Raw genomic sequence first — 12,690 nt, 5'->3', positions numbered from 1 at the left:
CACGAGTTTTGACAGCGCTGGGGTACTTGCCAGGGCAGCATCGGGGTGCTCCTGGTGAAAGGTCCTGGTCATGCCGCAGATGTCGAAGGTCGAGCTGTACGCGGCGATCCGGCGTGATCACCGTGCTGGCATGAAGATGCGCGAGCTTGAGCGCAAGTACAACGTGTCGTGGAGGACGGTCAAGAAGGCCGTGGACTCCGTCTGGCCGGAGCCGCGGAAGAAGCTGCCACCGCGGCCAACCGCGCTGGAGCCGTACAAGCCGGTGATCGACGAGATGCTGCGGACGGACCTCGACGCGCCGCGCAAGCAGCGCCATACGATCACGCGGATCTTCCACCGGCTCATCGAGGAACACAGCGCCGATGTGTCCTACCAGATGGTCCGGCGCTACGTCTCCGACCGGAAGCCGGAGATCCTCGCGGCCTCGGGCAAGGCCCCGGTGGAAGCGTTCGTGCCGCAGACCCACCTGCCCGGCCACGAGGCGGAGGTCGACTTCGGCGACGTGACCGTGCGCCTGGGCGGCGAGCTGGTGACCTGCTACCTGTTCTCGCTCCGCCTGTCCTACTCGGGCAAAGCAGTCCACCGGGTCTTCGCCTCCTGCGGCCAGGAAGCCTTCTTCGAAGGACATGTGCACGCGCTTCGCACGCTGGGCGGTGTCCCTCGGAGCAAGATCCGCTACGACAACCTGAAGTCGGCCGTCGCCCAGGTGCTGGGGCTGAACCGGGCCCGGGTGGAGACCGACCGGTGGATTGCCTTCCGCTCGCACTTCAACATCGAGAGCTTCTACTGCCGTCCCGGCATCGAAGGCGCCCATGAGAAGGGCGGAGTCGAAGGAATGATCGGCTACTTCCGCCGCAACCACTTCACCCCGGTCCCGGAAGTCGACTCCCTCGCCGAGCTGAACGAGATGGTCGACCAGTGGGACCTGCACGACGGGCACCGGAGGATTGGGTCAAGGCCGCGGACGGTCGATGAGTACTTCGCCGTCGAGCAGCCGATGTTGATGCCGCTGCCCCAGGAGCCGTTCGAGACGGGCCGGCTGTTCACGCCACGGGTCGACCGCTACAGCCAGATCGCCGTCCGCACCAACCGCTACTCGGTCCCGACTCGTCTGATCGGCAAGCGGGTGTGCGTCGTCCTGCACGCCTCTCACCTGGTGGTTTACGACAGGAACGTTGAGGTGGCCCGCCACGAGAGGCTGATCGCGAAGGGCAACTGTCGCCTGGACCTGGACCACTATCTCGAAGCCCTCATTCGCAAGCCGGGCGCCTTCCCTGGTGCCACGGCCCTGGAACAGGCCCGGTCGGCAGGGAAGTTCACCCCGATCCACGACGCCTGGTGGGCCCAGGCCCGCAAGGTTCACGGCGAGCGGGACGGCACCCGGGCGTTGATCGAGGTCCTGCTGCTGAACCGGCACCTCGCCCACGAGCACGTGGTCGCTGGCCTGGCCACCGCGCTGCGGGCCGGCGCTCTTACCGCCGACGCCGTCGCGCTGGAGGCCCGCAAAGCCGCACAGTCGGAGGACGAGCCAACCGTCGGTGCACTCGTCCCGGCGCTTCCCGGTGAGACGCCAGCGACCGTCACGTCCCTGCACGAGTGGCGCCTCGCGCACCTCCCGCCGGACACCAGACCGCTGCCGTCGGTGACCCCTTATGACCAGTTGCTCCGACGCCGCCACACCAGCGGCAGCGACCACCGTGAGGGAGAAGCACAGTGACCCTGCCCCGCCAGTGAGGCTTGACCGAGCAGGCCGCCGACGCCGCGATCGACACCGCCTGCCGCCTGCTGCGGCTGCCATCGATCCGCAACGAGTTCAACGAGATCGCCGACCGGGCGATCAAGGACCAGATGACCTACCGCGGCTTCCTCGCCGAACTGTTGATGACCGAGTGCGACGACCGGGCCCGCCGCCGCTCGGAACGACGGATCAAGGCAGCCGGTTTTCCGCGGGAGAAGTCCCTGCGGGCGTTCGACTTCGACGCCAACCCGAACATCGACGCGGCCACCGCCCACACCCTCGCCAGCTGCGAATGGATCAAGAAGAGCCAGCCGCTCTGCCTGATCGGGGACTCCGGCACCGGCAAGTCCCACATGCTCATCGCGCTGGGCACCGAGGCGGCGATGAAGGGCTACCGCGTCCGCTACACGCTGGCCACGAAGCTGGTGAACGAGCTAGTCGAGGCCGCCGACGAGAAGCAGCTGAACAAGACCATCGCCCGCTACGGCCGCGTCGATCTTTTGTGCATCGACGAGCTCGGCTACATGGAACTGGATCGTCGCGGCGCTGAGCTGCTGTTCCAGGTTCTGACCGAGCGAGAGGAGAAGAACAGCGTCGCCATCGCTTCCAACGAGTCGTTCGGTGGGTGGACAAAGACGTTCACCGATCCCCGACTCTGCGCAGCCATCGTCGACCGCCTGACGTTCAACGGCACGATCATCGAGACCGGCACCGACTCGTACCGGCTCGCCTCCACCCGGGCCCGAGCTGAGGAAACCGCCAAGGCCGGCTAACTGCCCAAGGCGCGACTCGACGGCCCGCCTCAGGGCAGCCCCGGAAGGCAAAACAGCCCGTCGGGGCCAGCCCTGAGGACCGGTCACTTTCGCCAGAACAGGTGGTGCGTCACCCCGCTCGGGCTGGGCACGACCTCCAGGTGGAACCGGTCGAGCAGCTCATCGGGTGACTCCCAGAGTCGTACTCCGGACCCGAGCTTCACCGGCGAGACCGCCACATGCATGGTGTCGACGAGGTCGGCGTCGAGGAACTGCCGGATGGTGGTGACTCCGCCGCCGAGTCGGACGTCCATGCCCTGCGCCGCCTCCCGCACCCGCTCGAGGACCGTGGCCGGGTCGCCGTCAACGAAGTGGAAGGTGGTGTCGGAGAGCGTGAACGAAGGACGCTTGTGGTGGGTCATGACGAATACCGGAGTGCGGAACGGCGGCTCGTCACCCCACCAGCCCTGCCACTCGTGATCCTGCCAGGGCCCGCGCTGGGGCCCGAACTTGTTGCGGCCCATGATCTCGGCGCCGATGTTGCGGGCGTAGTCCCGCGTGAGGTAATCGTCCAGGCCCCGGCTCCCCCCGGGGTCGGTGCGCATGGGCCAGCTCGCCGTGGCGCCGGCCCAGGCGAACAGCCTCTCGGGCTCGACATGACCGAACGGCCTCTCGAGGGTCTGGTCCTCACCGGCGCCGATTCCGTCACTTGAGACGTTGAAGTTCTGCACTCTCAGTAGCTGAGCCACGTGTTCCTCCCATGTTGTCGACAACGGTGGTGAGACTCCCCGGGCCGGACAAACTCATCGCTGCGTCCGTGACGGTCAAAGATTGGACTACCTAGTGTCCTGACCTATGAGGTTTGCGCGGTTTGGGGAGGCTCCTGTGGTGAGGGTGCGTCCACCCCTGCGGAGCCTTTCACTATCTGCTCGATCATCGAGGAGGCTTGAAAGAAGCTGTCACAGACGGCGGGCGGCCCATGCAGTGACGCCAATTCTCGTGAACATTCAGGCCACCGTCGACCGCCAACTGACGCCCGAACCGATGGACAAACGCTGCCGCTTGAAGTGAACGAAGCCAACCCCGGCGAGTTCATCACCTGCGTGCACGACCACCCCAAGGCCCTGTGCGAGAAGGCACGGCGAGGGCGTTCCGAGCAGCTTCCCGACCACGGTGGCTGCAAGCCGCTCGCCTGCCGCAACGTCACGCTCTCCCGCGCCAACATCGACGCCTGGCTCCGCGCGGTCGACCGCATCGACCGTCGGCTTGCCGCGCAGCCGGCGCTGCCGCCGCTGAGGGAACGGATGCTGCGCTCCCGCCGCCAGGAGATCGTCGACTTCCTCCGCGCCAACACCCCCGAAGGGACGATCCCGTGACCACGCCGAGCGACTTCGTCAGCGAACGCCGGGTCCGTCAGGCTCTGGCAGAGCTGCTGCGCAGGGCGGAGGAGACAGGGCAGCGTCCCAGCGTGCTCGCCCTGGCCCGGCAGTTCTCCATGAGCAACACCACCTTCCGCCGTCACTTCCCCGACATCACCCGCGAGATCGGTCAGGTCCGCTCCGCCGCGCCAGCCGACCAGGGCGAGCGGACCACGGCGTACGACAAGCTCGTGGCGCGCAACGCCCGCCTCAAGCGCGTCAACAGCGAGCAGCAGGCCCACCTGCGTCTGGCCGCTGCGGAGATCCAGCGACTTGCTCTGCTCAACGCTGCACTGCTGGAGGATCTGGAGGAGGCCCGCAACGTCACGCCGATCCGCCCCAGGGCCAGGTGATCCCCTCGACCGGAGTAGCGGCAGGCGCCCTGAACGTCGACGAAGAACGCGGCATCGCGGCAGGTCTGCGCCGCGCCACGGGCCCTGGGCCGTGAGCTCGAACGGCGCCAGGGTCCGCTCCTCGTCTCGTGTGACGAACCGCACGCCATACTTGCTTCCGGGTTCCCGCGCTTGACGTCATGCAAAGCGCTGTCCGGCATCTGCTGCAGGGGGCTGTGGCCCGACAGCCTTGTCGTGTTACGGCACAGTTGACGAACGCGAAGGGGTTCAGCTGCTCCGCGTCGCCGGCTTCTTCTCTCGGGTTCCTTCGATGGTGACGCCGTTCCAGAAAGCGACGTGGTTCTTGATGCGGCGGGCGAGTGGGCTGGGGTGTGGGTAGTACCAGGCGGCGTCCGGGTTGGTGACGCCGTCGACGGTTACGGAGTAGTAGCGGGCGACGCCCTTCCACGGGCACAGCGACTTGGTCGGGCTCTCGGTGAAGAACTCGCGTTTGAGGGCCTCGGGCGGGAAGTAGTCGTTGCCTTCCACGCGCTTGGTGCGGGGGGTTTCGGCGATGACGACACCGTTGAAGATCGCTCGCATCATGGCTGCTTACACTCCTTGCTTTCGAGGGGCGTTACGGGAACCCGGCGGGCTCGGTCCGGGCTTCCGTTCGCAGCACGGGTTATGGAAGGCAGCCGTGCCCTCGCCGGGTTTCCCTTCTGTGCGGGCCGTTCGGGCAGTTGTGAGTCGATGGAGGCAACGTAGATGTCCAGGATTCCGGCCCGTACGGTCGACAGCGCTCCGGAGCAGAGCCGTGAAGCGCTGCGGGTGCTGGAGAAGCGGTTCGGGAAGCTGCTCAACATCCACGCGGAGATGGCGCATTCGCCGGTGGTGCTGGCGGCGTACGCCGCGATGAGTGACGCGATCGCGGAGCACGGCACCTTCGACGCCCGTACACGAGAGGCAATCGCGCTGGCGGTCGGCGCGGTCGACCACTGCGACTACTGCCAGTCCGCCCACACGATGGCGGGCAAGACGGCCGGGTTGAGCGAGGAGCAGACCGTGGCCATCCGCCGCGGAGAGGTCGACTTCGATCTCAAGCTGGCCGCGCTGGTCGCCGTCGTACGCGAGATCGCTTCCGAGGTCGGGGAGGTGGACGATACGACGTGGCAGCGCGGCCTGGATGCGGGCTGGAGTGATGTCGAGCTGACCGAGGCGTTCGCGCATGTGGTGGCGAACCTGTTCACGAACTACTTCAACCACTACGCCCGTACCGACCTGGACGTTCCACCTGCTCCTGGTCTTGAGGGCTGAGCGCGGGCGGGCAGCAGGCGCTGCGGCCCGCGCGACGGCGGCGGACGAGCACGGCGATCGCGGCGGCCACCACGGCGGTGGCCGCCGCGATGATCCAGGGGTTGCGCAGTACGCCGCCCAGGGCACCGAGCGCGCCGCCGGCCAGCAGCACCGGTCCGGCGCAGCAGGCGACCATCACCAGCCCGACTCCGAGGGCGGCCAGTGCACCGGTCGGCCGGGACGGCCGGTCGTTGCCGGTCAACGAGGGTCCCCTTCTTCGGTGCGTGCGGGGTCGATGCGGGGGCAGCAGGTCAGGGCCGTGGCGTTGTCGGCGGCCAGGGCGCGGGCGAGTACGACCAGGTCCGCGACGCGCGGGTCTCCGACGGAGTAGAGCAGTCTGCGGCCGTCGCGGCGGGCGCTCACGTAGCCGCAGTCGGTCAGGCAGGACAGGTGGACCGACACCCTGGGCTGGGAGATCTGGGCGTGGGCGACGCATTCGGCGGTGGTGCGCTCGCCGCCGAGTATGAATTCCAGCAGCTTCAGCCGGGTGGGGTCGGCCAGGGCACGGAAGAACGTCGCCACCGTTTCGGTGTGGGGGCATGTGCCCGCCGGGACGGCCGGTGCGGACGGGGTGGGGCGCTGGAGCATGCGAGGGCCTCCATACCTTGAACTATTCGCCTAGCCGAATAGTATGCCAGTATTGGCCTATTCGGAAGAGCGAATAGCTGGCAGGCCCTGCGCGGCCCGGCACTGGGAAAGAGGCAGCGTCATGACAGGTACGGACGCCGGTTTCGACTTGGCGGTCATCGGTTCCGGGTCGGCCGCCTTCGCCGCCGCCATCGCCGCGACCGGTAAGGGCAAGCGCGTGGTGATGATCGAGCGTGGCACCACCGGGGGCACCTGCGTCAACGTCGGCTGTGTGCCGTCCAAGGCGCTGCTGGCCGCCGCCGAGGCACGTCACACCGCCCAGGTCGCGGGGCGCTTCCCCGGCCTGGCCGCGAAGGATGTCCCGGTCGGCCTTTCCGCTTTGATCGGAGGGAAGGACGCACTGGTCGTGGACTTGCGGGCCCACAAGTACACCGGCCTCGCGGCCGGGTACGGCTGGGAGATCATCCGTGGCAGCGCCGCCTTCGGCGGGGATGCCGACGGCCCGGTCCTGCGGGTCACGTCCGAGGAGGGCGGTGAGAGGCGGATCGAGGCCGGGCACTATCTGATCGCCACGGGGGCTGCCCCGTGGGTGCCGGCCGTGGAAGGGCTGGAGCAGGCCGGGTACCTGACCTCCACCAGTGCGATGGAGCTGGGCCGGCTGCCCGGGTCGATGGTCGTGGTGGGCGGTAACGCGGTCGGGCTGGAGCAGGCCCAGCTCTTCTCCCGGCTCGGTACGCGGGTCACCGTCGTCGAGGTGCTGGAGCGGCTCGCCCCGTTCGAGGAGCCGGAGGTCTCCGCCGCGATCGAGGAGGTCTTCGCGGACGAGGGCATCGCGGTCCGCACCGGCACCGCGGTTACCGCCGTCCGGCGGGACGCGGACGGCTATGTCCTGGCCACCACGGCCGGGGACCTGCGGGCCGAGCAGCTGCTGATGGCGACGGGCCGTCGTCCCGTCACCGCCGGACTGAACCTGGAGCGGGTCGGAGTGAAAACCGGTGCGCTGGGCGAGGTGGTCGTGGACGAGCAGTCCCGCACCACGCATCCGAGGATCTGGGCTGCCGGGGATGTCACCGGCCAGGCGCAGCTCGTCTATGTCGCCGCGGCTCAGGGTGCGTTGGTGGCTGACGCCGCCTTCGACGGTTCGAGGCGGTCGCTGGACTATACGAGCCTGCCCCGGGTCACTTTCACCAGCCCCGCCCTGGCCTCGGTCGGTATGACCGACGCCCAGGCGGTGGAGGCCGGCATCGACTGCGACTGCCGTACGCTGCCGCTGGCGCACGTGCCCCGGGCGCTGGTCAACCGGGACACCCGCGGTCTGGTGAAGATCGTCGCCGAGGCGGCCACCGGCCGCGTGCTCGGCGTGCATGCCGTCGCCGAAGGCGCCGGAGACGTCATCACTGCCGCTACGTACGCGATCAGCGCGGGGATGGCCGTCGACCAGCTGGCGCACACCTGGGTGCCGTATCTGACCATGGCCGAGGCCCTCAAGCTCGCCGCCCAGACCTTCACCCGGGATGTGGACAGGCTGTCCTGCTGCGCCGAGTGAACCAGCGGAGCCATGCCGACTCTCAGTGCCCCGCATGGGCGGTGGGGCCCCGTCCCGCAGCACCGTCCCTGCATTACCTCGGTGATGCAGGGACGGTGCTGGAAAGCGGTGATGTGCTCACGGCCGGGTTGCTGCGCCGGGCCAGCGGGCCGGCTCACCGGCCGGGCACTCGCTGCTCACCGCTCGCCTCAGCTCTCGGACTTGACCATGACCTTCCCGCAGCAGCAGGTCGGGGCCGTCCCGGGGCAGTCGGCCGGGGCGGACACCAGGACCTGGATGGTGCAGTCGCAGGTGTCGCAGGGGCAGGTGTAGGTCTCGCCTTGTTTCATCGGCATGGCGCGTACCTTCTTCCTCGTGAGTGGAATGTGCCGGGTCGTCCCGGTGCTTTCCAGGGTGGAGCCGTGCCCCTGGGGCATGAATGGCGGCGGGGCTGTCACCGCTGCCGAACTTGCCGCGCTGCTTGTCGATCTCGCCGCGCAGCGCGGAGACGAGCCGCATCCGTTCGCCCGAGGACAACTGCCGTTGCTGGGCGACGTCTCCGACCCGGCTCAGATAGTCGTAGACGAGCTGGTCGCTCTCGATCCCCACACTGCCCTCCGCGCATCCATGCCGTACCTGCGCCTTTGGTGTCGCGCTCGTCCACGTACGTCCAGTACGGCACCGGTCAAGGGCGGCGGGGCGCGGCGGGGCGCGGCGCGGTCAGCCCGTCACGACGTCCTGCGCCACCACGTCCGTCACCACGTCCTGCGGATACCAGCGCAGTTCGACCGTGTTGCCGTCCGGGTCCTGCACGTAGACCGACCGCGCGTCCCCGCGCGCGCCGAAGCGGTCGACGGGCCCCTCCAGCACGGTGAAGGTGCCCGCGTCGATGACCTGCTGCCAGTCCAACGGCTCGACGACCAGGCAGATGTGGTCCACGTTCGACTCACCGCGCGGGCGGGCGGACAGGTCGATGACCGTGGTCGGGCTGACCCGTACGGACGGGAACGGGACCTTGCCGGCCCGCCACTCGTCCACCCGGACCGCCTCCAGACCCAGTGGCCCGCAGTAGAAGTCCAAGGCGCGTTCGACGTCGCGCACGTTGAGCACCAGATGGTCGAACTCCGTTACGCGCAGTACCCGTTCGGGCGCAGGACCCTGCTCCTGCTCCTGCTCCTGCTCCTGCTCGGCGGGAGGCGCCGGTGGCCACGGCACGTCGGCGACGAGGGGAAGGATTGCCTCCTCCTCGTAGTCGAGATGCGCGTTCAGCTCCGTCGTCATGGCCGACAACTCTGCACGGAAGCGCGGCGGTTCGGCGACCGCGATGTCGGCGAGCAGCGCCACCAGCCCGTCCTGGATACGCGCCACCGTGCGGTGCTCGGCGCGGAGCCGGTCGAAGACGTCGGTCAAGTGCGGGTGGTAGTGGGCGATCCCGGGGAACAGGTGCCCGTCCTCGCTGGTGTGGTGGAACTCCAGCGCCTGGCAGAACGCCAGGCAGCGCTGCCTGATCTGGAGCCCGAGACTCGGCGCCGGCGGCTCACCGGGCCCCTCGTGGGCCGCGAGTGCGGCGAAGTGGGCGTCGACGTCCGCCGTCACCAGCCGCAGCTGGACGCGCAGATGGTCGTGGACCTCCAGAATCTTGTCGGCGAGGGTCCTGACGTCGCGGGGGCCCTCCCCGTCGTCGGGCGCGGACGGCTCGACGGCTGTCAGCACCACGACCGGCAGGATCCGGGCGGTCGCGGCCTGGTAGTCGCCGTACCCGGGAGCCTCGCGTACGACGTCCGCGAACAGCTCGTCGCGCCGGGCCCCTTCGGCGGGGACCGCGAGCGCCTGGAAGGTGTCGGTGCCGGTCTCCACCTCCACCACGGGGTGGGCGAGCAGGTTGTGGTACCAGTCGGGGTGGCTCGGGGCGCCGAGGTTGGACGCGACGATCAGGAGCGCGTCGCCGTGGCGGACGTACCCGAGCGGGTTGGTCCGGGCGGTCCCCGACTTCGCGCCGGTGGTGGTAAGCAGGAGCAGGTCACTGCCTTCGAAGGGGCCGCCGACCTTTCCCTCGTTGGCGCGGAACTCGTCGATGACAGATTCATTGAAGGACGGGAACGACGTGGGCATACGTTTCTGGGTCTCCGGAAGATGGGGGCAGTACCCGGCCACGGCACCGCGCGGCACGGCGCGAGGCGCAGGTCGTAGTCAGGCATGGCGGTGCCGGGGACTGCGAAGGGAAAAAAGGGGTGAAAGGTACGAACGATGAGTCGCTGCGACGCGCGTGACGCACGCTGACGTGCGCTCGCGCCGACTACGTCACGTACGGGACGCGGAGTATGAACTCATGGCGGGTCCTCGGAAGAAGGGCGCTCGCCCGGTCGCCGGCCTGCCCACTGCTCTTTGGCCGGCACCACGCGGCGCCGCCTCAATTACACGCAGCAGGCCGTGGCCTGTCAACACACACCGTCCGGACCCGCCGCCGGCCTCCGGGGCCGCCCCGCCGCGCCGGTCCGCGCCGTGCCACACGGCGCCCTGCGGGCCGCCACGGCGGCCATGCGGCCCGCAGGGGCTAACGTGGGACGGATGGGAATCAGCTAGGACGTGTTTGAGATGTGGTCACAGCGACTTTCGTATCAAGGCGAGTTGGATGGTGGCTTCGTAGCGGACGGCGAGTGAGGAGTAGGCCCGGTCGGCAAGCACGTGGACGGGCCGGGTCCGTGGGCGCCCGCCACCAGTCCGGGGGACTCGGATCCAGGCCATCACCTGCTCGAAGGCCGGTGCGTCACCCTTCTGTCCGGCGGTGATGACAGCGGCCAGGACGTGGAAGGAGGCGTCGACGGCGAGGTGGATTTTGGTTGTCAGACCACCGCGCGAACGTCCGAGGCCGTGGTCGTCCGGCTCGGCCGCCAGGCCGGCCGGACGCGTGCTGCCCTGATCGTCAGCCCCTTTTTGCGGGCCCCGGCGGCATGCTGATGTGCACGGCACACGGTGGAGTCGACCGCGACCTCCCACTCGATGATCCCGTCGGCATCCGCCTTGACCTGCAACTTCGTCAAGATCCGGGTCCAGGTCGCGTCGACCTGCCAGCGCCGGAACACCGCATACGCCGTCTCCCAGGGCCCGTACCGATCGGGCAGGTCCCGCCAGGGCGAACCGGTCCGGGCCCGCCACCAGATCCCGTCGAACACCTGCCGCCGATCCCTCGGAGGCCGGCCCATCTTCGGTATCGGAGGCAACAGCGGCTCCAGCCGCTCCCACTGCGCGTCCGTCAGGTCACCAGGAGACATCCCAAGATCATTTCATGACCTTGATCACAACACCGTTGCGTTTGCGTCTAGAGTCGCAGGTCAAGCCCTGGGGAATGGCGCAACGGGACGTCCTGATAGATCAGCTTGTGTCGAGCAAGAAGATCATCGGGAGTCCCGTTGCAGGAGAAGTCTGTCATCACGCGTACGGTCGAGGCGGCCGGGGGTGTGTACGCGCCGGGTCACTTGGGCGAGTTGACCCAGATCGTGGACTTCGTGCTGGTGGACGCGGTGATTGAGGAGACCGGGTCACGGGAGAGGCGACTGCGGCTGCTGCCGTCCCGGGTCGTGGTCTACTTCGTCCTCGCGCTGGCTCTGTTCGAGGACTGTTCCTATCGGGGTGTGTGGGGCAAGCTGACGGCGGGGCTGGAGGGACTGCCGTTGGTGCGTCCGGCGGTCTCCTCGCTGTCCAGGGCCCGGCGGCGGATAGGGGCGGCGCCGCTGCGGCGGCTGTTCGAGGTTCTCGCCGGACCCGTCGCCCATCTCGGGCAGGCCGGTTCGTTCTATCGAGGGCTTCGGACCGTGGCCGTGGACGGCACCTTGCTGCACGTACCGGATGAGGAGGCGCTCACCTGGCGCTATCCCAAACGAGCGGGCGAGAGTGTGGAGTTCGGCTACCCGCTGCTGCGACTCGTGGTCCTGGTCGAGTGCGGCACCCGTGCCGTGCTGGCCGCTGCGTTCGGCCCCGAGAGTGACGGCGAACTCACCTATGCAGGACGCCTGCTGAGCATGCTGGACCGCACGATGCTCCTGCTGGCCGATGCCGGCTTCGATGCGAACGAGTTCGTCCGGGACGTCCAGGCCACCGACGCCCAGTTCCTGGTGCGCTCCTCCGCCCGCCGGATACCCACCCCCTTCCGGCACCTGGGTGACGGCTCCTACCTGGCCCGGATCGGCTACGGTGTCCTGCCCGTCCTGCTGACCGTCCGCGTCATCGAGGCGTCCGTCACCGTGACCCTGGCCGATGGCACCGTCCGCACCGAGCAATGGCGCCTGCTCACCAGCCTCCTCGACCCGGCCGCCCACCCAGCCGCCGGGCTCGTGGATCTCTACCACGAGCGGTGGCAGTCGGAGACGACGTATTTCTCGATCAAGGCCACCATGCTGGACGGCCGTGTCCTGCGCTCCCGCAGCCTGACCGGCCTCGACCAGGAGGTATACGCCCTGCTCACCACCTACCAGGCACTGATCCGCGCCGCCGCCGACACCGCCTGCACCCGGCCCGGCCTGGACATGGACCGCATCAGCTTCACCGTCCTGCAGACCACCGCCGCCGACACCGTCACCACCGCGACCGCAATCCTGCCCCCGGCGGGTCCCGCCGAGCTCATCGGCCCCATCGGCCGGGCCGTCCTCGACGCTCTTCACCCCGCCCGCCACCGACACCGCGTCAAGGCCCGCACCCGCAAGAACCCCACCAGCAAGTACGGACCGAACGCCGGACAACACCCCACGACCAGCCAGCACTACACCGTCCACACCACCGTCACGTTCTTCGAACACGGGCTTGCGAACCGCTCACGGAGGTAAACGCAACGGTGTTGACCTTGATCAACATCTCAAACACGTCCTAGAGCCAGAGGAAGCCCGCGGACCACTGCCGCAGCGCCCTGCGCCACAAGGCGGCAGGCGGGCAGACAGGCCCGCATGCCCGACCGGTCTCGGCCGTCGAAGCGCCGACCTTGGCACGT

General features: G+C 68.7%; 12 protein-coding genes and 3 pseudogenes. 7 read left to right on the top strand and 8 right to left on the bottom strand.

Translation table 11 applies throughout. From position 1 onward, the window contains the following. Positions 1-79: 79 nt before the first annotated feature. The gene (istA, locus tag ACU6WZ_RS04455) at positions 80-1,717 is read left to right on the top strand and encodes an IS21 family transposase (RefSeq protein ID WP_447033849.1); all 1,638 of its coding nucleotides are present in this window, start codon (positions 80-82) and stop codon (positions 1,715-1,717) included. 20 nt (positions 1,718-1,737) lie between these two features. After that, positions 1,738-2,511, top strand: coding sequence for an IS21-like element helper ATPase IstB (gene istB, locus ACU6WZ_RS04450; RefSeq protein WP_447031803.1), 774 nt, complete (start codon positions 1,738-1,740; stop codon positions 2,509-2,511). An 83-nt stretch (positions 2,512-2,594) separates the two neighbouring features. Here istB and ACU6WZ_RS04445 read toward each other — a convergent pair whose 3' ends face one another. Further along, positions 2,595-3,239: a dihydrofolate reductase family protein gene (locus ACU6WZ_RS04445; RefSeq protein ID WP_447031802.1), complete on the bottom strand. Its 645-nt coding sequence runs from the start codon at positions 3,237-3,239 to the stop codon at positions 2,595-2,597. A gap of 318 nt (positions 3,240-3,557) precedes the next feature. Between ACU6WZ_RS04445 and ACU6WZ_RS04440 the strand changes: the two genes are divergently transcribed. Together ACU6WZ_RS04440 and ACU6WZ_RS04435 are read left to right on the top strand one after the other, a co-directional pair. Continuing rightward, positions 3,558-3,866, top strand: coding sequence for a hypothetical protein (locus ACU6WZ_RS04440; RefSeq protein WP_447031801.1), 309 nt, complete (start codon positions 3,558-3,560; stop codon positions 3,864-3,866). Next, entirely contained in the window at positions 3,863-4,261 is a 399-nt protein-coding gene (locus tag ACU6WZ_RS04435; RefSeq protein WP_447031800.1) for a hypothetical protein, read from the top strand. The genes ACU6WZ_RS04440 and ACU6WZ_RS04435 overlap by 4 nt, the downstream gene beginning before the upstream one ends. A 267-nt stretch (positions 4,262-4,528) precedes the next feature. Here ACU6WZ_RS04435 and ACU6WZ_RS04430 read toward each other — a convergent pair whose 3' ends face one another. After that, entirely contained in the window at positions 4,529-4,846 is a 318-nt protein-coding gene (locus ACU6WZ_RS04430) for a DUF427 domain-containing protein (RefSeq protein ID WP_447031799.1), read from the bottom strand. A 162-nt stretch (positions 4,847-5,008) separates the two neighbouring features. Here ACU6WZ_RS04430 and ACU6WZ_RS04425 point away from each other — a divergent pair, with 162 nt between their 5' ends. After that, complete coding sequence (locus ACU6WZ_RS04425) at positions 5,009-5,557, top strand: carboxymuconolactone decarboxylase family protein (protein WP_447031798.1); 549 nt, start codon at positions 5,009-5,011, stop codon at positions 5,555-5,557. On the opposite strand, the gene merT is transcribed toward ACU6WZ_RS04425, so the two are convergent. Both merT and ACU6WZ_RS04415 read right to left on the bottom strand, forming a co-directional pair. Continuing rightward, positions 5,499-5,798 (bottom strand): mercuric ion transporter MerT, encoded by a 300-nt coding sequence (gene merT / locus ACU6WZ_RS04420; protein ID WP_447031797.1) that lies wholly within the window; start codon positions 5,796-5,798, stop codon positions 5,499-5,501. The two genes, ACU6WZ_RS04425 and merT, sit on opposite strands and share 59 nt — an antisense overlap. Next, the gene (locus ACU6WZ_RS04415) at positions 5,795-6,184 is read right to left on the bottom strand and encodes an ArsR/SmtB family transcription factor (RefSeq protein WP_447031796.1); all 390 of its coding nucleotides are present in this window, start codon (positions 6,182-6,184) and stop codon (positions 5,795-5,797) included. The genes merT and ACU6WZ_RS04415 overlap by 4 nt, the downstream gene beginning before the upstream one ends. Before the next feature lie 121 nt (positions 6,185-6,305). Between ACU6WZ_RS04415 and merA the strand changes: the two genes are divergently transcribed. Next, positions 6,306-7,730: a mercury(II) reductase gene (gene merA, locus ACU6WZ_RS04410; RefSeq protein ID WP_447031794.1), complete on the top strand. Its 1,425-nt coding sequence runs from the start codon at positions 6,306-6,308 to the stop codon at positions 7,728-7,730. Positions 7,731-8,126: 396 nt separating this feature from the next. On the opposite strand, the pseudogene ACU6WZ_RS04405 reads toward merA, so the two are convergent. The 4 genes and pseudogenes from ACU6WZ_RS04405 to ACU6WZ_RS04390 all read right to left on the bottom strand — a co-directional run. Beyond that, a pseudogene (locus ACU6WZ_RS04405) lies at positions 8,127-8,318 on the bottom strand (hypothetical protein); the annotation flags it as partial. Between the two features lie 111 nt (positions 8,319-8,429). Beyond that, positions 8,430-8,846, bottom strand: coding sequence for a VOC family protein (locus ACU6WZ_RS04400; protein WP_447033848.1), 417 nt, complete (start codon positions 8,844-8,846; stop codon positions 8,430-8,432). Positions 8,847-8,897: 51 nt separating this feature from the next. Next, positions 8,898-9,821: pseudogene (locus tag ACU6WZ_RS04395) on the bottom strand (nitroreductase/quinone reductase family protein); the annotation flags it as partial. A gap of 534 nt (positions 9,822-10,355) precedes the next feature. After that, a pseudogene (locus ACU6WZ_RS04390) lies at positions 10,356-10,981 on the bottom strand (IS5 family transposase); the annotation flags it as partial. A 138-nt stretch (positions 10,982-11,119) separates the two neighbouring features. On the opposite strand from ACU6WZ_RS04390, the gene ACU6WZ_RS04385 reads away from it, so the two are divergent. Further along, positions 11,120-12,529 (top strand): IS4 family transposase, encoded by a 1,410-nt coding sequence (locus ACU6WZ_RS04385; RefSeq protein WP_447029603.1) that lies wholly within the window; start codon positions 11,120-11,122, stop codon positions 12,527-12,529. Positions 12,530-12,690 lie beyond the last annotated feature (161 nt).

The organism is Streptomyces hypolithicus, from assembly GCF_052934925.1.
This window is presented reverse-complemented; position numbering and strand designations above follow the sequence as displayed.

Bases quoted from the DNA above. Each gene is read 5' to 3' on its own strand.
- istA (WP_447033849.1), top strand. From the start codon at position 80: ATGTCGAAGGTCGAGCTGTACGCGGCGATCCGGCGTGATCACCGTGCT.
- ACU6WZ_RS04430 (WP_447031799.1), bottom strand. From the start codon at position 4,846: ATGATGCGAGCGATCTTCAACGGTGTCGTCATCGCCGAAACCCCCCGC.
- ACU6WZ_RS04425 (WP_447031798.1), top strand. From the start codon at position 5,009: ATGTCCAGGATTCCGGCCCGTACGGTCGACAGCGCTCCGGAGCAGAGC.
- ACU6WZ_RS04415 (WP_447031796.1), bottom strand. From the start codon at position 6,184: ATGCTCCAGCGCCCCACCCCGTCCGCACCGGCCGTCCCGGCGGGCACA.
- merA (WP_447031794.1), top strand. From the start codon at position 6,306: ATGACAGGTACGGACGCCGGTTTCGACTTGGCGGTCATCGGTTCCGGG.